Annotated in this window: 19 protein-coding genes; 14 read left to right on the top strand and 5 right to left on the bottom strand. The window is 59.9% G+C overall.

Going from position 1 to position 25833, the window contains the following annotated elements; genetic code table 11:
- The 6 genes from rplI (at position 1) to ASE98_RS18440 (ending at position 11787) form a co-directional block, all read left to right on the top strand.
- Positions 1-447: a 50S ribosomal protein L9 gene (rplI, locus tag ASE98_RS18415; protein ID WP_008035347.1), complete on the top strand. Its 447-nt coding sequence runs from the start codon at positions 1-3 to the stop codon at positions 445-447.
- 121 nt (positions 448-568) lie between these two features.
- On the top strand, positions 569-1966 hold the full coding sequence (gene dnaB, locus ASE98_RS18420; protein WP_060542752.1) for a replicative DNA helicase: 1398 nt from the start codon (positions 569-571) through the stop codon (positions 1964-1966).
- 264 nt (positions 1967-2230) lie between these two features.
- Entirely contained in the window at positions 2231-4534 is a 2304-nt protein-coding gene (locus tag ASE98_RS18425) for a YgiQ family radical SAM protein (RefSeq protein ID WP_060542753.1), read from the top strand.
- Positions 4535-5046: 512 nt separating this feature from the next.
- Complete coding sequence (locus tag ASE98_RS18430; protein ID WP_060542754.1) at positions 5047-8322, top strand: transglutaminase family protein; 3276 nt, start codon at positions 5047-5049, stop codon at positions 8320-8322.
- Positions 8323-8410: 88 nt separating this feature from the next.
- Positions 8411-10897 (top strand): circularly permuted type 2 ATP-grasp protein, encoded by a 2487-nt coding sequence (locus ASE98_RS18435; protein ID WP_060542936.1) that lies wholly within the window; start codon positions 8411-8413, stop codon positions 10895-10897.
- The gene (locus tag ASE98_RS18440; protein WP_060542755.1) at positions 10897-11787 is read left to right on the top strand and encodes a transglutaminase family protein; all 891 of its coding nucleotides are present in this window, start codon (positions 10897-10899) and stop codon (positions 11785-11787) included. The genes ASE98_RS18435 and ASE98_RS18440 overlap by 1 nt, the downstream gene beginning before the upstream one ends.
- A 244-nt stretch (positions 11788-12031) precedes the next feature.
- Here the strand turns inward: ASE98_RS18440 and ASE98_RS18445 are convergent, their stop codons facing one another.
- The gene (locus tag ASE98_RS18445) at positions 12032-12211 is read right to left on the bottom strand and encodes a hypothetical protein (protein ID WP_060542756.1); all 180 of its coding nucleotides are present in this window, start codon (positions 12209-12211) and stop codon (positions 12032-12034) included.
- 68 nt (positions 12212-12279) lie between these two features.
- Complete coding sequence (locus ASE98_RS18450) at positions 12280-12867, bottom strand: TIGR00730 family Rossman fold protein (RefSeq protein WP_060542757.1); 588 nt, start codon at positions 12865-12867, stop codon at positions 12280-12282.
- 344 nt (positions 12868-13211) lie between these two features.
- Between ASE98_RS18450 and azu the strand changes: the two genes are divergently transcribed.
- A complete protein-coding gene (azu, locus tag ASE98_RS18455; RefSeq protein WP_060542758.1) occupies positions 13212-13658 on the top strand; it encodes an azurin in 447 nt (148 codons plus the stop codon).
- 181 nt (positions 13659-13839) lie between these two features.
- Here azu and nadE read toward each other — a convergent pair whose 3' ends face one another.
- The 3 genes from nadE to ASE98_RS18470 form a co-directional block, all read right to left on the bottom strand.
- The gene (nadE, locus tag ASE98_RS18460; RefSeq protein ID WP_060542759.1) at positions 13840-14667 is read right to left on the bottom strand and encodes an ammonia-dependent NAD(+) synthetase; all 828 of its coding nucleotides are present in this window, start codon (positions 14665-14667) and stop codon (positions 13840-13842) included.
- A gap of 4 nt (positions 14668-14671) precedes the next feature.
- On the bottom strand, positions 14672-15895 hold the full coding sequence (pncB, locus tag ASE98_RS18465) for a nicotinate phosphoribosyltransferase (protein ID WP_060542760.1): 1224 nt from the start codon (positions 15893-15895) through the stop codon (positions 14672-14674).
- A 229-nt stretch (positions 15896-16124) separates the two neighbouring features.
- Positions 16125-17036: a LysR family transcriptional regulator gene (locus ASE98_RS18470; RefSeq protein WP_060542761.1), complete on the bottom strand. Its 912-nt coding sequence runs from the start codon at positions 17034-17036 to the stop codon at positions 16125-16127.
- Between the two features lie 174 nt (positions 17037-17210).
- Between ASE98_RS18470 and amaB the strand changes: the two genes are divergently transcribed.
- From amaB to ASE98_RS18505, 7 genes are all read left to right on the top strand, one after another.
- The gene (amaB, locus tag ASE98_RS18475) at positions 17211-18701 is read left to right on the top strand and encodes an L-piperidine-6-carboxylate dehydrogenase (protein WP_060542762.1); all 1491 of its coding nucleotides are present in this window, start codon (positions 17211-17213) and stop codon (positions 18699-18701) included.
- A 153-nt stretch (positions 18702-18854) separates the two neighbouring features.
- Positions 18855-20138, top strand: a complete 1284-nt coding sequence (gene amaA / locus ASE98_RS18480; RefSeq protein WP_060542763.1) for an L-pipecolate oxidase — start codon at positions 18855-18857, stop codon at positions 20136-20138.
- A gap of 362 nt (positions 20139-20500) precedes the next feature.
- The gene (locus ASE98_RS18485) at positions 20501-21634 is read left to right on the top strand and encodes a branched-chain amino acid ABC transporter substrate-binding protein (protein ID WP_060542764.1); all 1134 of its coding nucleotides are present in this window, start codon (positions 20501-20503) and stop codon (positions 21632-21634) included.
- 253 nt (positions 21635-21887) lie between these two features.
- Complete coding sequence (locus ASE98_RS18490; protein ID WP_046819754.1) at positions 21888-22802, top strand: ABC transporter permease subunit; 915 nt, start codon at positions 21888-21890, stop codon at positions 22800-22802.
- A 3-nt stretch (positions 22803-22805) separates the two neighbouring features.
- A complete protein-coding gene (livM, locus tag ASE98_RS18495; protein ID WP_060542765.1) occupies positions 22806-24089 on the top strand; it encodes a high-affinity branched-chain amino acid ABC transporter permease LivM in 1284 nt (427 codons plus the stop codon).
- Positions 24086-24958, top strand: coding sequence for an ABC transporter ATP-binding protein (locus ASE98_RS18500; protein WP_060542766.1), 873 nt, complete (start codon positions 24086-24088; stop codon positions 24956-24958). Before livM ends, ASE98_RS18500 begins: the two co-directional genes overlap by 4 nt.
- Positions 24955-25671 carry an ABC transporter ATP-binding protein gene (locus ASE98_RS18505; protein WP_060542767.1) on the top strand — a complete coding sequence of 239 codons (717 nt, stop codon included), beginning with the start codon at positions 24955-24957 and terminating at the stop codon, positions 25669-25671. Before ASE98_RS18500 ends, ASE98_RS18505 begins: the two co-directional genes overlap by 4 nt.
- Positions 25672-25833: the final 162 nt, after the last annotated feature.

Consider the following 25833-nt stretch of genomic DNA (forward strand, 5'->3'; position numbering starts at 1 on the left):
ATGCAACTGATCCTTCTGGAAAAAGTCACCAACCTGGGCAACCTGGGTGACAAAGTGAACGTTAAGGCTGGTTACGGTCGTAACTACCTGCTGCCTTACGGCAAAGCTACCGCTGCGACCCCAGCCAACCTGGCTGCGTTCGAAGAGCGTCGCGCTGAGCTGGAAAAAGCTGCAGCAGACCGTAAAACGTCGGCTGAAAGCCGCGCTGCCCAACTGGCCGAGCTGGAAGTGACCATCACTGCCACCGCTGGCGACGAAGGCAAGCTGTTCGGTTCGATCGGTACTCACGACATCGCTGATGCACTGACCGCCTCTGGCGTTGAAGTTGCAAAAAGCGAAGTTCGTCTGCCGAACGGCACCATCCGCAACGTAGGTGAATTCGACGTGGCCGTGCACCTGCACGCCGAAGTTGAAGCCACCGTACGCGTTGTCGTGGTAGCAGCTTAAGCAACACCTGTCGGCTGGCACCCGCGGGTGCTTGCCGGTAACATCGGGCACGATCCTGTTTACAGGTCGTGCCCTTTGTCTTTCTGGCATCCCCGTTTCTACATCCTGATTCCAAGTGGCCATGAACGAAATCTCCGCTCCCGAGCAATACGATCTGCAAACCGCCGCGCTGAAGGTACCGCCACATTCCATCGAGGCCGAACAGGCCGTACTCGGTGGTCTGATGCTGGACAACAACGCCTGGGAACGCGTGCTCGATCAAGTCTCCGACGGCGATTTCTATCGACATGACCACCGTCTGATATTCCGTGCTATCGCCAAACTGGCCGATCAGAACTCCCCGATCGACGTTGTGACCCTGTCCGAACAACTGGACAAGGAAGGTCAGACCTCGCAGGTCGGCGGCCTCGGTTATCTCGGTGAACTGGCGAAAAACACTCCGTCTGTCGCCAACATCAAGGCCTATGCGCAGATCGTCCGCCAGCGCGCGACATTGCGCCAACTGATCGGCATCAGCACCGAGATCGCCGACAGCGCCTTCAACCCGGAAGGTCGCACCGCCGAGGAGATCCTCGACGAAGCCGAGCGTCAGATCTTCGCGATTGCCGAGGCCCGGCCGAAAACCGGTGGCCCGGTGGGCGTGAACGATCTGCTGACCAAGGCCATCGATCGCATCGACACGCTGTTCAACACTGACAACGCCATTACCGGTCTGTCCACTGGCTATACCGACCTTGATGAGAAGACCAGCGGCCTGCAGCCGGCTGACCTGATCATCGTCGCCGGTCGTCCATCGATGGGTAAAACCACCTTCGCGATGAACCTGGTGGAAAACGCCGTCCTGCGCAGCGACAAGGCAGTTCTGGTGTATTCCCTCGAGATGCCAGGCGAATCGCTGGTCATGCGTATGCTGTCGTCTCTCGGCCGGATCGACCAGACCAAGGTGCGTTCCGGTCAGTTGGAAGATGACGACTGGCCGCGCCTGACCTCGGCGGTCAACCTCCTCAATGACCGCAAGCTGTTCATCGACGACACCGCCGGTATCAGCCCGTCGGAAATGCGTGCGCGTACCCGGCGTCTGGCGCGTGAGCACGGTGAGATCGGCCTGATCATGATCGACTACCTTCAGTTGATGCAGATTCCAGGTTCCGGCGGCGACAACCGAACCAACGAGATTTCTGAAATCTCGCGTTCCTTGAAGGCCCTGGCCAAGGAATTCAACTGCCCGGTGGTGGCACTGTCCCAGCTCAACCGTTCCCTCGAGCAGCGGCCGAACAAACGCCCGATCAACTCCGACCTCAGGGAATCCGGAGCGATCGAGCAGGACGCCGACGTCATCATGTTCGTGTACCGGGACGAGGTGTATCACCCGGAGACCGAGCATAAAGGCATCGCCGAAATCATCATCGGCAAGCAGCGGAACGGCCCGATCGGCTTTATCCGCCTGGCCTTTATCGGTAAGTACACCCGATTCGAAAACCTGGCGCCGGGTAGCTATAACTTCGATGATGACGAATAACTGTTGATGCAGGGCCTCTGTGGCGAGGGGGCTTGCCCCCCGCTGGGCTGCGAAGCGGCCCCTGTTTTCCCTCTGTTAAGCCATTGACGACTGCTTCGCAGCCGAACGGGGGCAAGCCCCCTCGCCACAGGTATTTAATTGGTCTGTGGAATTTGCACTGAAGTAGCTCCCACCAATTTCCGACCACAGCCGTCGGAATTGGTCAAAATTTGTGCTATATTCCGCGCCCGCGAAATTCAATGAAAGCCAACACCGGTTATCGACATGCAAGCAGCCAAGCCGTTATTTGACTATCCCAAGTACTGGGCCGAATGTTTCGGGCCAGCGCCATTCCTGCCCATGAGCAGGGAGGAGATGGATCAGCTCGGCTGGGATTCCTGCGACATCATCATCGTCACTGGTGATGCCTACGTCGATCATCCGTCGTTCGGCATGGCAATCATCGGCCGGCTGCTGGAGTCCCAGGGCTTCCGCGTCGGGATCATTGCCCAGCCTAACTGGCAGTCCAAAGACGACTTCATGAAGCTCGGTGAGCCGAACCTGTTCTTCGGTGTCGCGGCCGGCAACATGGACTCGATGATCAACCGTTACACCGCCGACAAGAAAATCCGTTCCGACGACGCTTATACCCCGGGCGGCATGGCGGGCAAACGTCCGGATCGTGCCAGCCTGGTGTACAGCCAGCGTTGCAAGGAAGCCTACAAGAATGTGCCGATCGTCCTCGGTGGCATCGAGGCCTCCCTTCGCCGCATTGCGCACTACGATTACTGGCAGGACCGGGTACGCAACTCGATCCTGATCGACGCCTGCGCCGACATCCTGCTCTACGGCAACGCCGAGCGGGCGATTGTCGAAGTCGCCCAGCGTCTGTCGTTTGGCCACAAGATCGAAGACATCACCGACGTGCGCGGCACCGCGTTCATCCGTCGTGATACACCCAAGGACTGGTACGAAGTCGACTCCACGCGTATCGACCGTCCGGGCAAGATCGACAAGATCATCAATCCGTATGTGAACACCCAGGACACCCAGGCCTGCGCTATTGAGCAGGAGAAGGGGCCGGTCGACGATCCGAGCGAAGCCAAGGTCGTGCAGATCCTGGCCAGCCCGAAGATGACCCGCGACAAGACCGTGATTCGTCTGCCATCGGTCGAGAAAGTCCGCGGTGACGCGGTGCTGTACGCCCACGCCAACCGCGTGCTGCACCTGGAAACCAACCCGGGCAATGCCCGTGCGCTGGTGCAGAAGCATGGCGAAGTCGACGTCTGGTTCAACCCGCCGCCGATTCCGATGACCACCGAAGAAATGGACTACGTGTTCGGCATGCCTTATGCGCGTGTACCGCACCCGGCTTACGGCAAGGAAAAGATTCCGGCCTACGAGATGATCCGTTTCTCGGTGAACATCATGCGTGGCTGTTTCGGTGGCTGTACTTTCTGCTCGATCACCGAGCACGAAGGGCGGATCATCCAGAACCGTTCCGAAGAGTCGATCATTCGCGAAATCGAAGAGATTCGTGACAAGGTGCCGGGTTTTACCGGCGTTATTTCCGACCTCGGCGGCCCGACCGCGAACATGTACCGCATCGCCTGCAAGACGCCGGAAATCGAATCTGCGTGTCGCAAGCCGTCCTGCGTGTTCCCGGGCATCTGCCCGAACCTGAACACGGACCACTCGTCGCTGATCCAGCTTTATCGCAGCGCCCGTGCCTTGCCGGGTGTGAAGAAGATCCTGATTGCTTCCGGCCTGCGCTATGACCTCGCGGTCGAGTCGCCGGAATACGTCAAGGAGCTGGTGACTCACCACGTCGGTGGTTACCTGAAGATCGCCCCGGAACATACCGAGGAAGGTCCGCTCAACCAGATGATGAAGCCGGGCATCGGCAGCTATGACAAGTTCAAGCGCATGTTCGAGAAGTACACCAAGGAAGCGGGCAAGGAGCAGTACCTGATTCCGTACTTCATCGCGGCCCACCCGGGTACTACTGACGAAGACATGATGAACCTGGCCCTGTGGCTCAAGGGCAATGGTTTCCGTGCCGACCAGGTGCAGGCGTTCTACCCGTCGCCGATGGCCACCGCCACCGCGATGTACCACTCGGGCAAGAACCCGCTGCGCAAGGTCACCTACAAGAGTGACGGCGTGACTATCGTCAAGAGTGAAGAGCAGCGCCGTCTGCACAAGGCGTTCCTGCGTTATCACGATCCGAAGGGCTGGCCGATGCTGCGTGAAGCGCTGACCCGCATGGGCCGTGCCGATTTGATCGGGCCGGGCAAGAACCAGTTGATCCCGCTGCACCAGCCGTCCACTGACAGCTACCAGAGCGCCCGTCGCAAGAACTCGACGCCGGCCGGCAGCCATAAGGTTACCGGGGAAAAGACCACCAAAATCCTGACCCAGAACACTGGCTTGCCTCCGCGCGCCAGCGATGGCAGTAACCCGTGGGACAAGCGCGAACAGGCCAAGGCGGCGGCATTTGCCCGCAATCAGCAGGCGGCCAAGGAGCGCAAGGATGCAGCCAAGGGCAAAGGCCCCAAGCCTGCGCGCAAGCCAGTAGTACCGCGCTGACCGCCTTCCCCCTCACCCCAGCCCTCTCCCCCAAGGGGGCGAGGGGGAAAGGGAGCCGATCTCCATGCCTTTCGGAACCTGAGTTCGACTTGAGCTCTCAGGTCGTAGGTTTTCGACCAGGAGAGCCGATCTCCATGCCTTTCGGAACCTGAGTTCGACTTGAGTTCTCAGGTCGCAGGTTTTCGACCAGGAGAGTTCATCTCCATGCTTTTCGTAGCCTGAGTTCGACTTGATCCCTCAGGTCGCAGTATATCGACCAGACCACTCGGTCAGTCCCCTCTCCCTCTGGGAGAGGGCTAGGGTGAGGGAGCAGACTCAAGCCGGACGCAAAGTCCGAAGCCCCCGCAGCCAACCCTTCGCCACATTAACGTGCAACTGCCTCAAACCAATTCCCCGCATCGCCCGGTTTTGGTGCTGTACTGCCTTCAGCAACCGGAGAACGCGCCAGCACCACTGGATGGCATAAGTCTTGCGCGCTTTCCGATACGCTTAAGGCTCGCAGGAGGCACGCCGTGTCGATTCATGTCGCATTGCACCATGTCACGCACTATCGCTACGACCGCTCCGTCGAGCTTGGCCCGCAGATCGTTCGTCTGCGCCCGGCGGCCCACAGTCGCACGCGGATTCTGTCCTATGCGCTGAAAGTGTCGCCCGAGCAACACTTCATCAACTGGCAGCAGGACCCCCAGGGCAACTACCTGGCGCGTCTGGTGTTTCCGGAAAAAACCGATGAACTGCGGATCGAGGTGGATCTGCTGGCGGAGATGGCGATCTTCAACCCGTTCGATTTCTTCCTCGAACCTTATGCGGAAAAAATCCCGTTCACTTACGCCGCAGACGAGCGCAAGGAACTGGCGCCCTACCTGGAAACCTTGCCACTGACGCCGAAATTCCAGGCCTACCTGGACGGCATCGATCGCACGCCGCTGCCGGCGGTGGATTTCCTGGTGGCGCTCAACCAGCGTCTGAGCGAAGACATCGATTATCTGATCCGCATGGAACCGGGCGTGCAAACGCCTGAACATACCCTCACTCAAGCTTCCGGCTCTTGCCGCGATTCGGCGTGGTTGCTGGTGCAACTGCTACGCAATCTCGGGCTGGCGGCGCGTTTTGTCTCCGGTTACCTGATCCAGCTGACGGCCGATGTCAAAAGCCTCGACGGACCGTCCGGTACTGAAGTCGACTTCACCGATTTGCACGCCTGGTGTGAGGTGTATTTACCCGGTGCCGGCTGGATCGGCCTGGACGCGACATCCGGGCTGTTTGCCGGTGAAGGGCATATCCCGTTGGCCTGTAGTCCCGATCCGTCCTCAGCGGCACCGATCAGTGGCCTGGTGGAGCCCTGCGAATGCGAGTTCAGCCACGAAATGTCGGTGGAGCGGATCTGGGAAGCGCCAAGGGTCACCAAACCCTACAGCGAAGAACAGTGGCTGGCGATCCAGTCCCTGGGCCGGCAGATCGATGCCGATCTCCTGAAAGGTGATGTCCGCCTGACCATGGGCGGTGAACCTACCTTCGTCTCCATCGATGATCCGGACGGCGCCGAGTGGAACACCGCCGCACTGGGCCCGGACAAGCGTCGCCTGTCTGCCGAGTTGTTCCAGCGCATGCGCCGGCGTTATGCACCCCAGGGTCTGGTGCACTTCGGCCAGGGTAAGTGGTACCCCGGTGAGCAACTGCCGCGCTGGTCGCTCAATTGCTATTGGCGCCGCGATGGTGTGCCGATCTGGACAAACGGCGCACTGATTGCCGATGAGCAACAGGACTACGGTGCCGATGGCGAGCTGGCCGGGCGTTTTCTGGCGAGTGTCGCCGAACGCCTGAAAATTCCGACACGGTTTGTGTTCCCGGCCTACGAAGACAATTTCTATTACCTCTGGCGCGAGGGAGCATTGCCACAAAACGTCAGCGCCGAAGACTCCCGCCTGGAGGAACCGCTGGAGCGCGCGCGTTTGCGTAAAGTCTTCAGTCAGGGGCTGGACAAGGTCATTGGCCAGGTCCTGCCATTGGCGCGTACCGCCAAGGGTGATCACTGGCAAAGCGGTCGCTGGTATCTGCGCGACGAACACTGTCGCCTGGTGCCTGGGGATTCGCCGTTGGGCTATCGCTTGCCACTGGCTTCGCAGCCGTGGGTAAAAGCGGCGGAGTATCCGTTCATCCACCCGCAAGACCCGAATCAGGACTTCCCGCCACTTCCGGATACCACGCAATCTCAGAATCAGGGATCAGCAGCCGTTACCGAAGACCGGGTGCCAAAAATCGACGAGTCCGCCGACTGGCTGACCCGCACTGCCTTCTGCGCCGAAGCGCGCGAAGGGCGCCTGTACCTGTTCATGCCACCGCTGGAACGGGCTGAGGATTACCTCGAATTGGTCGCTGCGATCGAAGCCACCGCTGAAGAGCTGCATTGCCCGGTGTTGCTGGAAGGCTACGAGCCGCCGAGCGACCCGCGCCTGAGCAATTTCCGTATCACCCCCGATCCTGGTGTGATCGAGGTCAACGTACAGCCGTCCGCCACGTGGGACGAGTTGGTCGATCGCACTGAGTTCCTCTATGAACAAGCGCGCCAGACCCGACTGACCACCGAGAAATTCATGATCGACGGGCGTCACACCGGCACCGGCGGCGGTAACCATTTCGTATTGGGTGGTGCGACGCCGGCGGACTCGCCGTTTCTGCGCCGGCCGGACTTGCTGCGCAGCCTGATCAGCTACTGGCACAACCATCCGTCTTTGTCCTACCTGTTCTCCGGCCTGTTCATCGGCCCGACGTCCCAGGCGCCGCGTGTCGATGAGGCGCGTAACGATGCCTTGTACGAACTGGAGATTGCCTTCGCCCAGATGCCTGAGCCGGGGGAGGAATGCCCGCCGTGGCTGGTCGACCGGTTGCTGCGTAACCTGCTGATCGACGTGACGGGCAACACCCATCGCGCCGAGTTCTGTATCGACAAGCTCTATTCACCGGACGGCGCGACCGGGCGCCTCGGTTTGCTTGAGTTGCGTGCCTTTGAGATGCCGCCCCATGCTCGCATGAGCCTGGCTCAGCAGTTGTTGTTGCGGGCGCTGGTCGCACGGTTCTGGCGCGAGCCTTATGCGCCGGCGAAGCTGGCGCGCTGGGGCACGGAGCTGCACGACCGCTTCCTGTTGCCACACTTTATCGAGCAAGATTTCGCCGACGTCATCGTTGATCTCAACGCCGCCGGTTATCCCGTGCGGGCCGAGTGGTTTGCAGCGCACCTGGAATTCCGCTTTCCCAAGGTTGGCGATTACGCCGTCAATGGTATTGCGCTGGAGTTGCGTCAGGCGCTTGAACCCTGGCATGTGCTGGGCGAGGAGGGCGCGGTCGGTGGCACGGTGCGTTATGTGGATTCATCCCTTGAACGTGTGCAGGTAAAGCTCAGCGGCCTGCCGCCCCAGCGTTATCTGCTGACTTGCAACGGCAAACCCGTGCCGCTGCAACCAACCGGGCGGGTCGGCGAATTTGTCGCGGGCGTGCGTTTTCGCGCCTGGCAGCCGGCCAACTGTCTGCAACCGACCATACCGGTCCACGCGCCTTTGGTGTTCGACCTGGTCGATACCTGGATGCAGCGTTCGCTGGGTGGCTGTCAGTACCACGTTGCCCACCCGGGCGGACGCAACTACGACAGCTTGCCGGTGAACGCCAACGAAGCCGAGAGCCGGCGGATGGCACGTTTCTTCCGCATCGGACATACGCCAGGAAAACTGGCGATACCGAACGTTGAAATCAACGACGAGCTACCGCTGACCCTCGATTTACGACGTTTTTAGACCGTACGCGACGTCCGGATTTTTCGTCTATCCGGGCGTCATGAGCCTGCGTTAGTCTGACTGTTCATTGCTGTCTGCCGAGCACTCCATGCCTGACCTGCTAGACCGCTACCCGCTGACAGCGGGCACCTATCACGAACTGCTCGACGACAGTGGCGCCGTGCGTGCGCACTGGCGACGTCTGTTTGAGCAATTGCAGCGCAGCACGCCGGCGCAACTGGTGCAGCGTCAGGCACTGCTGACCCGGCAGATCCAGGAAAACGGCGTGACCTACAACGTCTATGCCGACCCCAAGGGCGCTGACCGGCCGTGGGAACTGGATCTGCTGCCCCATGTGATTGCCGCTGATGAATGGGGGCAGTTGTCCGCCGGTATTGCGCAGCGGGCGCGGCTGCTCAATGCGGTTCTGGCCGATCTGTACGGTCCGCAACGTTTGATCGCTGAAGGCCTGTTGCCGGCCGAGCTGGTCTTCGGCCACAACAACTTCCTCTGGCCCTGTCAGGGTATCAAGCCGCCGGATGGCGCTTTTCTGCACCTGTATGCAGTCGATCTGGCGCGCACCCCCGATGGCCGCTGGTGGGTCACGGCGGACCGGACCCAGGCACCGTCGGGCGCCGGTTATGCGCTGGAAAACCGCACCATCGTGTCCCGAGCCTTTCCTGAGCTCTACCGTGACTTGAAGGTGCAGCACCTGGCCGGATTTTTCCGGACGTTGCAGGAAACCCTGGCACGACAGGCTCCGGGCGATTCTGATGCGCCTTTGGTGGTGCTGCTGACGCCGGGGCGCTTCAACGAGAGCTATTTCGAACATCTCTATCTGGCGCGGCAGCTCGGTTATCCGCTGGTCGAAGGTGGTGACCTGACGGTGCGCGATGCCACGGTCTACCTGAAAACACTGAGCGGGTTGCGCCGGGTCCACGCGATCATGCGCCGGCTCGACGACGACTTCTGCGACCCCCTGGAGTTGCGCACCGACTCGGCACTCGGCGTGCCCGGCCTGCTCGAAGCCGTGCGACAGGGGCGGGTGCTGGTGGCCAATGCCCTCGGCAGCGGTGTGCTGGAGTCGCCGGGACTGCTCGGTTTCCTGCCCAGGATCAACCAGTTCCTGTTCGGCGAAGAATTGATCCTGCCTTCCATCGCCACGTGGTGGTGCGGTGAAGCACCGGTGCTGGCCCAGGCGCTTGAAAAACTTCCGGAGCTGCTGATCAAACCGGCGTTTGCGTCCCAGAGCTTTTCCCCGGTTTTTGGCCGTGATTTAAGTGAAGAGCAGCGTCAATCCCTCGCCAAGCGCATGCAGGCGCGGCCATACGCTTATGTTGCGCAAGAACTCGCGCAGTTATCCCTGGCGCCGATCTGGCAAGCTGAAGACGGTCAACTGCAACCACGTGCCATTGGCATGCGCGCGTATGCGGTGGCCAGCCGCGAGGGCTATCGAGTCTTGCCCGGTGGCTTGACCCGGGTCGCCGCCCAGGCGGATGCCGAAGTGGTGTCGATGCAACGCGCAGGCGCAAGCAAGGACACTTGGGTGCTCGGTGATCGCCCACCCAGCGGTGAACAGTGGAAAGCCCAGCGCAACATCGGTGTACGCGATCTGGTGCGGCGCGATCCGTACCTGCCCTCGCGGGTGGTGGAAAACCTGTACTGGTTCGGCCGTTATTGCGAACGCTGCGACGACAGCGCGCGGTTGCTGCGCATCATGCTGACGCGCTATGTCGATGGCGATGACCCGCAAGCCCTGCAGTCGGCGGTCGAGCTCAGCGAACGGCTGATGTTGTTACCCGATGAAGGCGAGCTGCCGGAACGCTTGCTGGTGGCGTTACTCGGTGATGACTGGCCGTTCAGCCTGCGCACCAATCTGCAACGTCTGCAGTGGGCCGCCTCTCAGGTGCGCGGCAAGCTCTCGCGGGAAAACTGGCAGGCGCTGGTAGAGTTGCAACGCGACGCCCTCGAGTTGGAAGCTGAAGACCCGGATTTCGGCGAGTTGCTGGATTTTCTCAACCGCCTGGTGATGTCTTTGGCGGCACTGTCCGGTTTTGCCCTGGATGACATGACCCGGGATGAGGGCTGGCGTTTCCTGATGATTGGCCGGCGAATCGAGCGACTGCAATTTCTCTGCGCCAGCCTGGCGGCGTTCCTGCGTGGTGCCGGGGCCTTCGATCAATCCAGTCTGGAGTGGCTGCTGGAACTGGGTAACAGCAGCATTACCTACCGCTCGCGGTACCTGGCAGTGGCGCAATTGATCCCGGTGTTCGACCTGTTGCTGCTGGACGAAGAAAACCCGCACGCGGTGCTGTTCCAGTTGAAACTGGTGACCCGTACGGTCAAGCGCTTGAACGATGACTTTGGCGCTGCGCGCGAAGCGGTGCTGCCAGCCCTGGTGGAGCGGCTGGCGCGCTTCGACCTGGGCTGTCTGGAACACTCATTGTTCGGCGATGCCAGCGTCCGGGCTGCCATAGACGGGCTGGCGGGGTTGCTGCAAGAGATTGCCGACGCCAGTGGACACGTATCGGATCGTCTCGCGTTGCGGCATTTCGCGCATGTCGATGATGTCAGTCAACGTACGGTGTCTGTGTGATGAGTGCCCGCTACCAGATTTTCCACGACACCCATTATCACTATGACAGTCCGGTGTCCCTCGCCCAACAACTGGCCCATTTATGGCCACGGCCTTGTGCCTGGCAGCACTGCGTCAACCAGCAGTTGCAGATCAGCCCGGATCCCACTTCGCGCCGTGATGAACTGGATGTGTTCGGTAATCCAGTGACGAGGCTGGCATTCGAGCGTCCCCATGATGAGTTGCTGGTCAATGCCAGCCTGACGATCGAAGTGCTGCCCCGACAGATAGCGGATTTCCACCTGTCCCCGGCGTGGGAAGAAACGCGCAGAGTGCTGACCTACAGCGGCCAGGCACTTTCCCCCGAACTGCTCGAGGCCTGCCGGTACCGGTTCGAATCACCCTATGTGCATCTAAAGAGGAATTTCGTCGAATTCTCGGAAAGTTGTTTTCCGGCGGGCAGGCCGTTATTGCTGGGTGTGCAGGCCCTCATGGAGAAAATCTTCAGCGAATTCACTTTCGATGCCGAAGCGACCCAGGTGGCAACACCACTGGTGGAAGTGCTGGAGCGCCGCCGCGGAGTCTGTCAGGACTTCGCTCACCTGATGCTGGCCTGCGTACGTTCCCGGGGGCTGGCGGCACGCTATATCAGCGGCTACCTGCTGACCCAGCCACCACCGGGCCAGCCACGATTGATCGGCGCCGACGCGTCCCATGCCTGGGTCTCGGTGTTTTGTCCGGTACAGGGCTGGGTGGACTTTGATCCGACCAACAACGTGCAACCGGCGCTGGAACACATCACCCTGGCCTGGGGCCGGGACTTTTCCGATGTGTCGCCGTTACGGGGGGTGATTCTGGGTGGTGGCAATCATGATCCCGAGGTACGGGTCACCGTGATGCCACTGGAATAACGCCGATCCGCTGTGGGAGCCAGCTTTATGGTGAGGGGGCTTTTGTGGTCAGGGGCTTTTGTGGCGAGGGGGCTTGCCCCCGCTGGACTGCGCAGCAGGCCCAATACCAAAAAGCTCAATGGGTCAGATAGAACCCGAACCCGGATATGGGGGGGCGCTTCGCGCCCCAACGGGGGCAAGCCCCCTCGCCACAAAGCTGCCAAGCCTGGACGCAGATTGATCAGGTCATCCGGCCCGGAGGTTCTCAGGCGTCGGGCGCCTGATCTTTCGGTGCATCAACATCGTCTTCTGCCGCCACTTCACCCTCAGGGTTCAGTGCGGTTTCTTCAGCTGAAGCTTTCTTGCGCTGAAGCTTTTCCTCTTTCTTCTGCTCCTTGGCCAAGTCTCTCTGACGTTTGGCGAAGGAATAATTAGGTTTAGCCATGGGCGATCCTCTTGGGTCGAAGGTGAGGTTGAGCGGCGCATATTCTGCCCTGTATCGATGCCCAGCCGTTAGCTGGGTTTTTGCTCGATCCACTTTGGCACCACTGTCGGCTGCCAGGCATCCAGTTCATCAAGCAGCGATTGCGGCGATTCGCTCACTTGCAGCATGTCACGGTGCGGTTCGCGAACGAAGCCTTCGCCGACGATATGATCGAGAAAAGACGTCAGTTTGCTGTAGAAACCGTTCACTTCCAGCAGCCCCAGCGGCTTGCCGTGGTAGCCAAGCTGGCCCCAGGTCCAGACCTCGAACAGCTCTTCCAGAGTGCCCAGCCCACCTGGCAGAGCGATAAAGGCATCGCTGAGTTCGGCCATCCGCGCCTTGCGCGCATGCATGCCATCGACCACTTCCAGGCGGGTCAGGCCTTTGTGGCCGATTTCCTTGTCCATCAGGCTTTGCGGGATGATGCCGATTACTTCACCGCCAGCCGCCAGCGCCGCATCAGCGACGATGCCCATCAGGCCCACGGCGCCTCCGCCGTAGACCAGGGTCAGGTTGCGTGCAGCCAGGGCCTGACCAAGGGCCACGGCGGCTTCACGGTAAGCCGGGTTGGTGCCGGTGCTGGCGCCGCAAAATACACAAACGGATGTTAAAGACATGCCTTGCTCCTGGGTCGATCAGGGGCACAGAGTAAAGGCAGGCGCGCGACGCTCCAAGGGCTAAACTTCCCGTTCAGGCGTTTGATGGGTACCACTGGCGCCGCAGGCGTAGGCGGCGAGCAAGCTGCACAACAAGCTGTTGATGGACATGAGCGGTACTCCGGTTCAGAGATGACGCCCTGATGATAGGGCCGGACCAGACGCTTGGCCGGTAGATTGTCTGCATCGGGCTAATAGCTCAAAAGTTGTATACAATTTTTGATTCAAATCATAGGAACTTGCGAAGATTTCAGGCAGTCTTCTGTGCATTCGCGTTTTCGATAACCCTGCCTTGGAGATTCACCATGTTTGCCAAACTTGTTGCGGTATCCCTGTTGACACTGGCGAGCAGCCAACTGATGGCTGCCGAGTGCAAGACCACCATTGACTCCACCGATCAAATGTCCTTCAACACCAAGGCCATCGAAATCGACAAGAGCTGCAAGACGTTCACCGTTGAACTGACTCACTCCGGCAGCTTGCCGAAAAACGTCATGGGTCATAACTGGGTGCTGAGTAAAGAAGCCGACATGCAGCCGATCGCCACTGACGGCCTGGCCGCCGGTATCGACAAGAGCTATCTGAAAGAAGGCGACGCGCGCGTCATCGCTCACACCAAGATCATCGGCGCCAAGGAAACCGACTCGGTGACCTTCGACGTGTCGAAGCTGGATGCGGCTGAAAAATACGGCTTCTTCTGCTCGTTCCCGGGCCACATCTCGATGATGAAAGGCACTGTGACCCTCAAGTAAGTCGGAATATCGCGTTATCGCTCATCGCGGGGCGACGCTCCCACAGGGGTTGTGATCAATACAAATCACTGTGGGAGCGGGCTTGCTCGCGAAGAGGCCGGTAGCATCCACACAGGCTCCGACCAAAGAAAAGCCCGCTGAAGATCAACGCTTCAGCGGGCTTTTTCATACCACTCACAAATCAAGGCGCAAACGGCATTACCCGCTTGTGATGAGTCTTGTTGTACGTATCACAAATGATCTTGAACGCTTCCTCGCGCACCGGTTCACCATGCAGAAACGCGTCGATCTCGGCATAGGTCACGCCATGGGACGCTTCGTCAGGTTTGCCTGGGGACAGGTCTTCAAGGTCGGCCGTCGGGATTTTCTCCACCAGCGACTCCGGTGCGCCGAAGCTGCGAGCAATGGCACGCACCTGGTTTTTCACCAGGCCGCTGAGGGGGGCCAGGTCACAGGCGCCGTCACCGAATTTGGTGAAGAAGCCCATCACCGCTTCAGCCGCGTGGTCAGTTCCGATCACCAGGCCGTGAGCCGCACCGGCGATGGTGTATTGGGCGACCATGCGCATCCGCGCCTTGGTGTTGCCGAGCACGAAGTCCACCGATACCGCATGCTTGCCTTCAAACGCCGCCACTTCATTGGCCAGGGATTTGACCGCCGGGCCGATGTTCACGGTGTGGCGCTCGTCCGGTTTGATGAAGTCCACGGACGCCTGCGCGTCGTGTTCATCGAACTGGGTTTCGTACGGCAGGCGTACGGCGATGAATTTGTAGGCGGCGTCACCGCTGCGCTGGCGCAGTTCGCGGATGGCGCGCTGTGCCAGCAGGCCGGCGGTGAGCGAGTCGACGCCACCACTGATGCCCAGCACCAGGGTTTTCAGTCCGGAATTGAGCAGGCAATCCTGAATGAAAGTAACGCGCCGGGCCACTTCGGCTTCAAGCGCGGCCTCGTCGGCGAACGGCGGCTGGACATTGAGCTGTTCAGCAATCTCACGCTGTACGGCTTGCATGAATTCACTCCTTGCTAGATAGACTGGATGGGGCAGGAACCTGGAACACGTGTCGCAGATAGGCGACGAAATTCGGGTCTTTACAGTGAGTCTTGCCTGGCTCGTCGGAGATCTTCGCCACCGGCTGGCCGTTGCAGGCGGTCATTTTAAGCACGATGCTCGTCGGTTCGACACCGGGAATGTCGCACGTCAGGTTGGTACCGATGCCGAAACTGACATTGATCCGCCCGCGCAGCGCCCGGAATATCTCCAGGCACCGGGGCAGGGTCAGGCTGTCGGAGAAGGTCAGCGTCTTGCTCATCGGGTCGATGCCGAGCTGGTGATAGTGGGTAATGGCTTTCTCCGCCCACAGGATCGGGTCACCGGAGTCATGACGCAGGCCGTCGAACAGCTTGGCAAAAAACAGATCGAAATCGCCAAGGAACGCATCCATGGTGATGCAGTCAGTCAGGGCGATGCCGAGCAGGCCACGGTACTCGCGGACCCAGCAGTCGAGAGCGGCAATCTGGCTGTCGATCAGCCGTGGGCCGAGTTGCTGATGGGCCATGATCCACTCGTGGGCCATGGTGCCCAACGGTTTCATGCCCAGCTCCCGGGACAGGTGCACATTGCTGGTGCCGACGAAGCGTCCGGGGAAATCATGCTTGAGCACGTTCACCACTTCTTCCTGCACGCGGTACGAAAAACGCCGACGGGTGCCGAAATCGGCTACCTGCAATTCGGACAATTCGTCGCTGCCGGCGTTGGCACTCAGCCAGTCGAATTTGCTGTAGAGCTGCTCGCGCGCCTGTTCCAGGACGACTTCCCGGTAGCGATAGCGGTTGCGCACTTCGCTGATCAGCGCCAGAAGCGGCACTTCGAACAGAATCACGTGCAACCAGGGACCGCGCAGGCGGATGAACAGCTCGCCGTTTTCAATTCCCGTGTGGATGTAGCGCAGATTGAAACGGAACAGCCCGAGAAAGCGCAGGAAATCCGGTTTCAGGAAGCTGATGCGCTCCAGGAAACTCAACTGGTCGGCACTCAGGCTCAACTCGGCCAAGCGCTCGATCTGGAAACGGATTTCCGCCAGGTACGGGCGCAGATCCTCGCCATTACGACAACGAAACTCCCATTCGACTTCCACGTTCGGGTAGTTGTGCAGCACCGCCTGCATCATCGTCAGTTTGTAGAAGTCGGTGTCGAGCAGGTTCTGCACGATGCGATCGGCAAACACACTCTCGCTCATAACGGGGGTCTCCAGGCGGGTCGCGGCCTGTGGTCGCGACGGTTCAGCTGTTTCAACGAATGGGCGTAGTGGCGCATATCAATGGCCAGAATTGCCAGCAATTTCCAGACCGCAGCAGATCCCCTGTGGGAGCGGGCTTGCTCGCGAAGGCGGAGTGTCATTCAACATGGATGTCAATGACACACCGCCTTCGCGAGCAAGCCCGCTCCCACAGGGGTTGGGTACACCTTTAAATTTGTGAAATGTCCGGGCTATCAATCTGCTCCAGCATCCACTTCACAAATACCCGCACCTTGGGCACTTCCGCCGAATGTTCCGGATAGGCCAGGTAGTAAGCGTCGCTGCTGGGCATTGCATGCTGCCAGGCAATGACCAGCTTGCCGTCAGCCAGTTCCTCTTCCACCAGAAAACGCGGCAACAGCGCCACGCCACAACCGACCTGGGCGGCGCGAATGCACATGTAAAAGGTTTCGAAACGCGGGCCGTGGTAGCTGTGTTCGGTGTGGTAGCCCTGACTGTCGAACCAGTCATGCCAGGCTTGGGGCCGTGAGGCGTTTTGCAACAGGACCAGATCGGCAAGTTGCGTCGGGTCGGTTAACGGCTTGGCGGGCAGGCTGTCGGGGGCGCAGACAGGCACAAGCTCTTCACCGAACAGTTTCAGGCACTCAGTGCCGGGCCGTGCGCCTTGGCCGAAGTAGAACGCCAGGTCACTGCGACCTTGCAGCAGGTCGTCGGCTTCCTGCTCATTGCACAGGTCCAGATGGATTGACGGGTGGCGCAGGCGCCAGCCCTTGAGGCGCGGCACCAGCCAGCGCGCGCCGAAGGTCGAGGGCGTCGAGACACGCAGGACTTCGGTTTCACCGCCGTAGGAACGCAAGTAGTGGGTCGACATCTCTACCTGAGTCAGGATTTTTCGTACTTCCACCAGGTACAGATCGCCGGCGGGCGTCATTTGCAGGCGTCGGCGAACCCGGCGAAACAGCAGGTGCTGCAACAACTCTTCGAGTTGCGCGACCTGTTTGCTCACGGCGCTTTGGGTCAAATTCAGCTCTTCGGCGGCCCGGGTGAAGCTCAAATGCCGGGTCACGGCTTCGAAACACTGCAGCGCAGTGATCGATGGCAAATAGCGTTTGTTCAGCATGGGTGGTCCTTTGTGCTTATTTCTTATTGCCAACAATGCGCAGCATGAATAAACGGAATGATATCTCTCTTAAAGGTCGTTTGTTGAGTAACCTGCGGGAGGCTAAAACTACAGGTCTGATCAGCCGCGATCCATCGGCTGCACGCATTCTGTCTTTTGCTTGAGGAGTGACCCATGGTTGCCGCATTGCTTGATCGTCTAGGTGTGAACCCGGCCCTTTACCAGAACGGCAAAGTGCCGGTTCATTCCCCCATCGACGGCAGTCGCATCGCCGCCGTGAACTGGGAAGGCGCTGCCGAAGTCGAGCAGCACATCAGTCGCGCAGATCATGCGTTCGAGTTGTGGCGCAAGGTGCCGGCACCACGCCGTGGCGAACTGGTGCGGCAACTGGGCGATATCCTGCGTGAATACAAGGCTGACCTCGGCGAGTTGGTGTCCTGGGAAGCCGGCAAGATCACCCAGGAAGGTCTGGGTGAAGTTCAGGAAATGATCGACATCTGCGACTTCGCCGTCGGTCTGTCCCGCCAGCTGTACGGTCTGACCATCGCCTCCGAGCGTCCTGGCCACCACATGCGTGAAACCTGGCATCCGCTGGGCGTCGTCGGCGTGATCAGCGCTTTCAACTTCCCGGTCGCGGTCTGGGCCTGGAACGCCACGCTGGCGCTGGTCTGCGGCAACCCGGTGATCTGGAAGCCGTCAGAGAAAACCCCACTGACCGCGCTGGCTTGCCAGGCTCTGTTCGATCGCGTGCTGAAGAATTTCAGCGACGCACCTGCGCACCTGAGCCAGGTAATTATTGGCGGTCGCGATGCCGGTGAAGCTCTGGTCGATGATCCGCGTGTTGCGCTGGTCAGCGCCACCGGCAGCACTCGCATGGGCCGCGAAGTGGCACCGAAAATCGCCGCGCGCTTCGCCCGCAGCATTCTGGAACTGGGCGGCAACAACGCGATGATTCTCGGCCCAAGCGCCGACCTGGACATGGCCGTTCGCGCCATTCTGTTCAGCGCCGTCGGCACAGCCGGTCAGCGTTGCACCACGTTGCGTCGTTTGATTGCCCACGAATCGGTCAAGGAAGAAATCGTCACCCGTCTGAAAGCCGCCTATTCCAAAGTGCGCATCGGTCACCCACTGGAAGGCAACCTGATCGGCCCGCTGATCGACAAAAACAGCTTCGAAAATATGCAGGATGCTCTGGAGCAGGCCCTGAGCGAAGGCGGCAAGGTGTTCGGCGGCAAGCGCCAGCTGGAAGAGCAGTTCCCGAATGCCTATTACGTTTCGCCGGCCATCGTCGAAATGCCGGAGCAGAGCGATGTGGTCTGCCACGAGACCTTCGCACCGATTCTTTACGTGGTCGGCTACAGCGATTTCCAGGAAGCCCTGCGTTTGAACAACGCGGTGCCACAAGGTCTGTCGTCCTGCATCTTCACCACCGACGTGCGTGAGGCGGAACAGTTCATGTCCGCGGTGGGCAGCGATTGCGGCATCGCCAACGTCAACATCGGCCCGAGCGGCGCAGAAATCGGCGGCGCGTTTGGCGGGGAGAAAGAAACCGGTGGCGGCCGTGAATCCGGTTCCGATGCATGGCGCGGCTACATGCGCCGGCAGACCAACACCGTGAACTATTCGCTGGAGTTGCCGTTGGCTCAAGGGATCACGTTCGACTGAGTCTCAAGTCGAACAAGATTCCCTGTGGGAGCGGGCTTGCTCGCGAATGCAATCTGTCAGCGATATTAATGGTGACTGGCATACCGCTTTCGCGAGCAAGCCCGCTCCCACACTGATTTGTGTGGGTGGTTAGGTTTCTGTTGGAGTCTGGCAATGCCGTTACGCGAAGAATGTCTGTGGGAAAAACTGACGCCGCAAAGGCCCGACAACTCGGCGCTCAAGGGGGAAGTAAAAGTCGATGTATGCGTCATCGGCGCCGGCTTCACCGGTTTGTCGGCGGCGGTACATCTGCTGGAACAAGGCAAAACTGTCTGTGTGCTGGAAGCCCATCGCGCTGGCCACGGCGGTTCCGGGCGCAATGTCGGGTTGGTCAACGCCGGCATGTGGATTCCACCGGACGAGATCGAAGCCGGGTTTGGCGAAGAGGTTGGCAGCCAGCTCAATCGCATGCTCGGTGCGGCTCCATCCCTGGTGTTCAGCCTTGTGGACAAGTACAACATCGATTGCCAGTTGCGCCGCGAAGGCACGCTGCACATGGCGCACAACGCCCGTGGCGAAGCGGACTTGCGCAGTCGCGAAGAACAATGGAAGCGCCGTGGGGCGCCGGTGGAATTGCTCACCGGTCAAGCCTGCGAGCAAGCCACCGGCACTAAAAAGATCGCCGCTGCGTTGCTCGATCGCCGTGCCGGCACCCTCAATCCGATGGCCTACACCACCGGCCTGGCCAAAGCGGCCATCGGCCTTGGTGGACAGCTGTTCGATCATTCCCCGGTCACCCGGCTCGAACGCCAGGGGCAGCGCTGGTCGGTGCAAACCGCCCAGGGTTCGGTACTGGCCGAGCAAGTGGTCATTGCTTCAAACGCTTACACCGAAGGCGACTGGACCGAATTGCGGCGCAATTTCTTCCCCGGTTATTACTATCAAGTGGCGTCGGTGCCGTTGACTGAAGACGCTGCGCAGCAAATCTTGCCTGGTGGCCAAGGGTCCTGGGATACCCGCCAGGTCCTGAGCAGTATCCGTCGAGACAAAGACGGGCGCCTGCTGCTTGGCAGTCTCGGCAACGGCAATCAAAAGCCGGCCTGGTTTCTCAAGGCCTGGGCCGATCGGGTTCAGCAACACTACTTCCCGTACCTCAAGCCGGTGGAATGGGAATGCACCTGGACTGGTTGCATCGCCTTCACCCCCGATCATCTGATGCGCCTGTTCGAACCGGCGCCCGGCCTGGTGGCAGTGACCGGTTACAACGGCCGGGGTGTAACAACGGGTACAGTGGTCGGCAAAGCCTTTGCCGATTACTTGTGTAACGGAAATCCTCAATCCTTGCCGATACCCTTCGCCCCCATGCAACCCTTGGCGGGAGTCGGATTGCGTAGTTGTCTGTACGAGGCGGGTTTCTCGCTGTATCACGCAGGCCAGTGCCTGCGGATCGTGATTTGATTGTTGATATCGATAGCAGAAAGCGGCGCTTTTTCGATCTGCAGCTAGCCTGTAGTGGTGCGGGTTGTAGCAGTCCCGCACCAGCAGTGTGCACTTCGGTGACGCACGATGTTACAGGCTGGTTGCACGTCGTTTGGTGTCGCGGTTGCAATGATGGCGCGCGTGGGTTGCGCCTCAAAAAAACTTAGGTTTTACCTTCCGCGGTTTAGACGGTTGCACGCCCAATGAAAATGGGCTCGAGACAGTCGAAATAATAATAAAGCAGCGACTTTTTTCAGAATAAAAAACCGATGGCACGGCCCTTGCTCTGAGCAGTCAGAGAAGTCGCAGTGCCAATTAAAAAAACCATGGAGCACCACCTCATGTCCCAGACGTTTTACAAGAAAGGTTTTCTGGCCCTCGCAGTGGCAGCTGCGTTGGGTGTTTCTGCGTTTGCTCAGGCTGACATCAAGATCGGCGTAGCGGGACCAATGACTGGCGCCAACGCGGCATTCGGCGAGCAGTACATGAAGGGTGCACAGGCTGCGGCCGATGCGGTCAACGCAGCGGGCGGCGTAAACGGGGAAAAAATCGTACTGGTCAAGGGCGATGACGCCTGCGAACCGAAACAGGCTGTGACGGTCGCCAAGGACCTGACCAACCAGAAAGTCGCCGGCGTGGTCGGTCACTTCTGCTCCTCGTCGACCATCCCGGCCTCCGAGATCTATGACGAAGCGGGCATCATCGCAATCACTCCAGGCTCCACCAACCCGGCTGTTACCGAGCGCGGCCTGAGCGCCATGTTCCGTATGTGTGGGCGTGACGACCAGCAAGGCATCGTTGCCGGCGACTACATCGTCGACGTGCTCAAGGGCAAGAAGGTTGTCGTGCTGCACGACAAGGACACCTACGGCCAAGGCCTGGCGGATGCCACCAAGGCTCAGCTTGAGAAGCGTGGTGTGAAGCCTGTGCTGTATGAAGGCCTGACCCGTGGCGAGAAAGACTTCAGCACCATTGTCACCAAGATTCGCGGTGCCGGCGCTGACGTCGTCTACTTCGGTGGCCTGCACCCGGAAGCCGGTCCTCTGGTGCGTCAACTGCGTGAACAAGGGCTGAAAGACGTCAAGTTCATGTCCGACGACGGCATCGTGACCGACGAACTGGTGACCACCGCTGGCGGTCCGCAATTCGTTGACGGCGTGCTGATGACTTTCGGTGCCGACCCTCGCCTGCTGCCAGACAGCAAGGCTGTGGTAGACGCCTTCCGCAAGGCCGGTACCGAGCCTGAAGGCTACACCCTGTACGCCTACGCTTCGGTACAGACCCTGGCTGCGGCCTTCAACGGCGCCAAGTCCAACAAGGGCGAAGAAGCGGCTGCATGGCTGAAGAAAAACCCGGTCAAAACCGTCATGGGCGAGAAGACCTGGGACGGCAAGGGCGACCTGAAAGTGTCCGACTACGTGGTTTACCAGTGGGACAAGGACGGCAAATACCACCAGCTGGAAAAACAGAAGTAAGGGCTTACCTGATCAGTTGAGCCGCGCTGCTCCCCTGCAGGAGCGAGCATGCTCGCGAAAAACGTCAACGATAACGCGTGCTTGCTGGTTAAACGCGTTGTCCTCAGGTTCTTCGCGAGCATGCTCGCTCCTACAGGGGGGCGGTGGTGGCTTGCCTGATCGTGTCTAACATCGCTCCGACGTACATCTGTATTTTTCTTAGAAGAGCCGCACACCCACAGGTGTGCAGGTTCTCATTGCGTGAGATTGCGTTATGGATGGTATTTTCCTGCAGCAACTGGTCAACGGCCTGACCCTCGGGTCGGTCTATGGCCTGATAGCCATCGGCTACACAATGGTCTACGGCATCATCGGCATGATCAACTTCGCCCACGGCGAGGTTTACATGATTTCCGCTTACCTCGCGGCAATCAGTCTGGCTCTGCTGGCATACTTCGGTATTGAATCCTTCCCGCTGCTGATGCTCGGCACCCTGATCTTCACCATCGTCGTCACGGCGGTGTATGGCTGGGTCATCGAGCGTGTCGCCTACAAACCCCTGCGTAACTCCACTCGACTGGCACCGCTGATCAGCGCCATCGGTATCTCGCTGATCTTGCAAAACTATGCGCAAATCGCCCAGGGCGCCAAGCAACAAGGTGTTCCAACGTTGCTCACGGGAGCCTGGCGTGTCGAGGTCGGTACAGGTTTTGTGCAGTTGACCTACACCAAGGTTTTCATTCTGGTCGCCGCGTTTGTCGGCATGGCCGCGCTGACCTACATCATCAAGTACACCAAGCTCGGCCGCATGTGCCGTGCAACCCAGCAAGACCGCAAGATGGCTTCGATCCTGGGGATCAACACCGACAGGGTGATTTCCTACGTGTTTATCATCGGTGCAGCGATGGCGGCCCTGGCCGGCGTACTGATCACCATGAACTACGGCACATTCGACTTTTACGCCGGCTTCATCATCGGGATCAAGGCGTTCACCGCCGCGGTACTCGGCGGGATTGGTTCGCTGCCTGGCGCCATGCTCGGCGGGATTATCCTCGGGATTTCCGAGTCGCTGTTTTCCGGTCTTGTGAACTCGGACTACAAAGACGTTTTCAGCTTCTCGCTGCTGGTTCTCGTTCTGGTCTTTCGGCCCCAAGGCCTGCTCGGCCGTCCTCTTGTGTCGAAGGTGTAAACGATGTCTTCAACCACTAAAAAAACCATTGATATCAAAAAAAGTCTGGTTGACGCGATTCTTGCCGGCCTCATTGCCCTGATTGTGTTCGGGCCGATTGTCGGCGTCGTACTCGATGGCTACGGCTTTAACCTGGAAACCACCCGGGTGGCCTGGATTGTCGCCATAGTCATGGCGGGTCGATTCGCCCTGAGCATGTTCCTGCAAACCCCGAAGGGTCTGAAAATTCTCGAAGGTTTTGAGTCCACCGGTTCCGGGGTCCATGTTCTGGCGCCAGACTACAAGTCGCGGTTGCGCTGGATCATCCCGCTGGTGATCGTCATCGCCGTGGTGTTTCCATTTTTCTCCAACTCCTACCTGCTGGGCGTGGTCATTCTCGGGTTGATCTACGTGCTGCTGGGCCTGGGGCTCAACATTGTGGTCGGCCTGGCCGGCCTGCTTGACCTGGGTTACGTGGCGTTCTACGCCATCGGCGCCTATGGCCTGGCACTCGGTTATCAGTATCTGGGCCTGGGTTTCTGGACGGTGTTGCCACTGGCGGCAATCACAGCCGGGCTGGCCGGTTGCATCCTGGGTTTCCCGGTGCTGCGCTTGCACGGTGACTACCTGGCGATCGTGACCCTGGGCTTCGGTGAAATCATTCGCCTGATTCTTAACAACTGGCTGTCCCTGACCGGCGGCCCGAACGGCATGCCTGCACCACTGCCGACTTTCTTCGGCCTGGAGTTCGGCAAGCGGGCGAAGGATGGTGGCGTACCGTTCCATGAGTTCTTCGGTATCGCCTACAACCCGGACGTGAAGTACTACTTCATCTACGCGGTGTTGTTCCTGGTCGTGTTGGCTGTGTTGTACATCAAGCATCGTCTGGTGAAGATGCCGGTCGGTCGTGCCTGGGAAGCGCTGCGTGAAGACGAGATCGCTTGCCGCTCCATGGGGCTGAACCACGTGCTGGTCAAGCTCTCGGCGTTCACCATCGGTGCATCGACGGCCGGTCTGGCGGGTGTGTTCTTCGCCACCTACCAGGGCTTCGTCAACCCGACCTCGTTCACCTTCTTTGAATCGGCCCTGATCCTCGCCATCGTGGTACTCGGCGGCATGGGCTCGACCATCGGCGTAGTGATTGCAGCCTTTGTGTTGACCGTCGCCCCGGAGTTGCTGCGAGGCTTCGCCGAATACCGCGTCCTGCTGTTCGGCATCCTGATGGTGTTGATGATGATCTGGCGACCACGCGGCCTGATTCGGATCAGCCGCACGGGTGTGACCCCGCGTAAAGGAGTAGCGCCATGAGCGAAGTCGTACTCTCTGTCGAGAAGCTGATGATGCACTTCGGCGGCATCAAGGCGTTGAATGATGTGAGCCTGCAGGTCAAGCGCAACTCTATCTTCGCCCTGATCGGCCCCAACGGCGCCGGCAAGACCACCGTGTTCAACTGCCTGACCGGGTTCTACAAGGCCTCCGGCGGCAAGATCGAACTGAACGTGCGCGGGCAGCAGACCAACGTCATCCAGTTGCTGGGCGAATCGTTCAAGCCGACCGATTTCGTCTCGCCCAAAAACTTCATCACCCGGTTGCGCTACAAGATGTTCGGCGGCACCCACCTGGTGAACCGGGCCGGGCTGGCGCGGACCTTCCAGAACATTCGCCTGTTCAAGGAAATGTCGGTACTGGAAAACCTGCTGGTGGCCCAGCATATGTGGGTCAACCGCAACATGCTGGCCGGTATCCTCAACACCAAGGGCTACCGCAAGGCCGAAAGCGATGCGCTGGACCACGCCTTCTACTGGCTGGAAGTGGTGGACCTGGTGGACTGCGCCAACCGCCTGGCGGGTGAATTGTCCTACGGCCAACAGCGCCGCCTGGAAATCGCCCGGGCCATGTGCACCCGTCCGCAGATCATCTGCCTCGACGAACCGGCCGCTGGCCTCAACCCTCAGGAAACCGAAGCGCTGAGCGCGATGATCCGGCTGCTGCGCGACGAGCACGATCTGACCGTGGTGCTGATCGAACACGACATGGGCATGGTTATGAGTATTTCCGACCACATCGTGGTGCTGGACCACGGCATCGTCATCGCCGAGGGCGGCCCCGATGATATCCGCAACGACCCGAAAGTGATTGCAGCCTACCTGGGCGCCGATGAAGAGGAGGTGGTATGACCCAGCCCATCCTCGAACTCCAGGAACTGGACGTGTTTTACGGGCCGATCCAGGCCCTGAAGAAAGTTTCGCTGCACATCAACGAAGGAGAAACCGTCAGCCTCATCGGTTCCAACGGCGCCGGCAAGTCGACACTGCTGATGTCGATCTTCGGTCAGCCGCGCGCGGCGAACGGGAAGATTCTCTATCAGGGCGTGGACATTACCCACAAGTCGTCGCACTACATCGCCTCCAACGGCATCGCGCAGTCGCCGGAAGGGCGGCGGGTGTTCCCCGACATGACCGTCGAGGAAAACCTGCTGATGGGCACCATTCCGATTGGCGACAAGTACGCCAAGGAAGACATGCAACGCATGTTCGAGCTGTTCCCACGGCTCGAGGAGCGGCGAACCCAGCGAGCGATGACCATGTCCGGCGGCGAGCAGCAAATGCTCGCCATCGCCCGTGCGCTGATGAGCCGACCCAAGTTGTTGCTGCTGGACGAGCCGAGCCTGGGGCTGGCGCCAATCGTGGTGAAGCAGATTTTTGCGACCCTGCGCGAACTGGCCAAGACCGGCATGACCATCTTCCTGGTGGAGCAGAACGCCAACCACGCGCTCAGACTGTCGGATCGTGCGTATGTGATGGTCAACGGAGAAATCCGCATGACGGGTACCGGCAAGGAGCTGCTGGTCAACGAGGATGTGCGTAACGCGTATCTTGGTGGGCACTGATTCCACGCTGAAGTAACCAAGCCCCGACGAGCAATCGCCGGGGCTTTTTTACATCCCCGAAACGGCGGTCATCCCTTGTGGGAGCGAGCCTGCCCGCGATTGCGGCGGTACAGTCAGCATCGAGGTGACTGACACTGCGCAATCGCGAGCACGCTCGCTCCC

This window comes from Pseudomonas sp. Leaf48 (assembly GCF_001421885.1).
Lineage (GTDB): Bacteria > Pseudomonadota > Gammaproteobacteria > Pseudomonadales > Pseudomonadaceae > Aquipseudomonas.

Coding starts and splice junctions, on each gene's coding strand:
- ASE98_RS18500 (WP_060542766.1), top strand. CDS start 24,086: ATGAGCGAAGTCGTACTCTCTGTCGAGAAGCTGATGATGCACTTCGGC.
- rplI (WP_008035347.1), top strand. CDS start 1: ATGCAACTGATCCTTCTGGAAAAAGTCACCAACCTGGGCAACCTGGGT.
- ASE98_RS18440 (WP_060542755.1), top strand. CDS start 10,897: ATGAGTGCCCGCTACCAGATTTTCCACGACACCCATTATCACTATGAC.
- ASE98_RS18490 (WP_046819754.1), top strand. CDS start 21,888: ATGGATGGTATTTTCCTGCAGCAACTGGTCAACGGCCTGACCCTCGGG.
- ASE98_RS18485 (WP_060542764.1), top strand. CDS start 20,501: ATGTCCCAGACGTTTTACAAGAAAGGTTTTCTGGCCCTCGCAGTGGCA.
- azu (WP_060542758.1), top strand. CDS start 13,212: ATGTTTGCCAAACTTGTTGCGGTATCCCTGTTGACACTGGCGAGCAGC.
- dnaB (WP_060542752.1), top strand. CDS start 569: ATGAACGAAATCTCCGCTCCCGAGCAATACGATCTGCAAACCGCCGCG.
- ASE98_RS18450 (WP_060542757.1), bottom strand. CDS start 12,867: ATGTCTTTAACATCCGTTTGTGTATTTTGCGGCGCCAGCACCGGCACC.
- pncB (WP_060542760.1), bottom strand. CDS start 15,895: ATGAGCGAGAGTGTGTTTGCCGATCGCATCGTGCAGAACCTGCTCGAC.
- ASE98_RS18435 (WP_060542936.1), top strand. CDS start 8,411: ATGCCTGACCTGCTAGACCGCTACCCGCTGACAGCGGGCACCTATCAC.
- livM (WP_060542765.1), top strand. CDS start 22,806: ATGTCTTCAACCACTAAAAAAACCATTGATATCAAAAAAAGTCTGGTT.
- ASE98_RS18445 (WP_060542756.1), bottom strand. CDS start 12,211: ATGGCTAAACCTAATTATTCCTTCGCCAAACGTCAGAGAGACTTGGCC.
- amaA (WP_060542763.1), top strand. CDS start 18,855: ATGCCGTTACGCGAAGAATGTCTGTGGGAAAAACTGACGCCGCAAAGG.
- nadE (WP_060542759.1), bottom strand. CDS start 14,667: ATGCAAGCCGTACAGCGTGAGATTGCTGAACAGCTCAATGTCCAGCCG.
- ASE98_RS18470 (WP_060542761.1), bottom strand. CDS start 17,036: ATGCTGAACAAACGCTATTTGCCATCGATCACTGCGCTGCAGTGTTTC.
- amaB (WP_060542762.1), top strand. CDS start 17,211: ATGGTTGCCGCATTGCTTGATCGTCTAGGTGTGAACCCGGCCCTTTAC.
- ASE98_RS18505 (WP_060542767.1), top strand. CDS start 24,955: ATGACCCAGCCCATCCTCGAACTCCAGGAACTGGACGTGTTTTACGGG.
- ASE98_RS18425 (WP_060542753.1), top strand. CDS start 2,231: ATGCAAGCAGCCAAGCCGTTATTTGACTATCCCAAGTACTGGGCCGAA.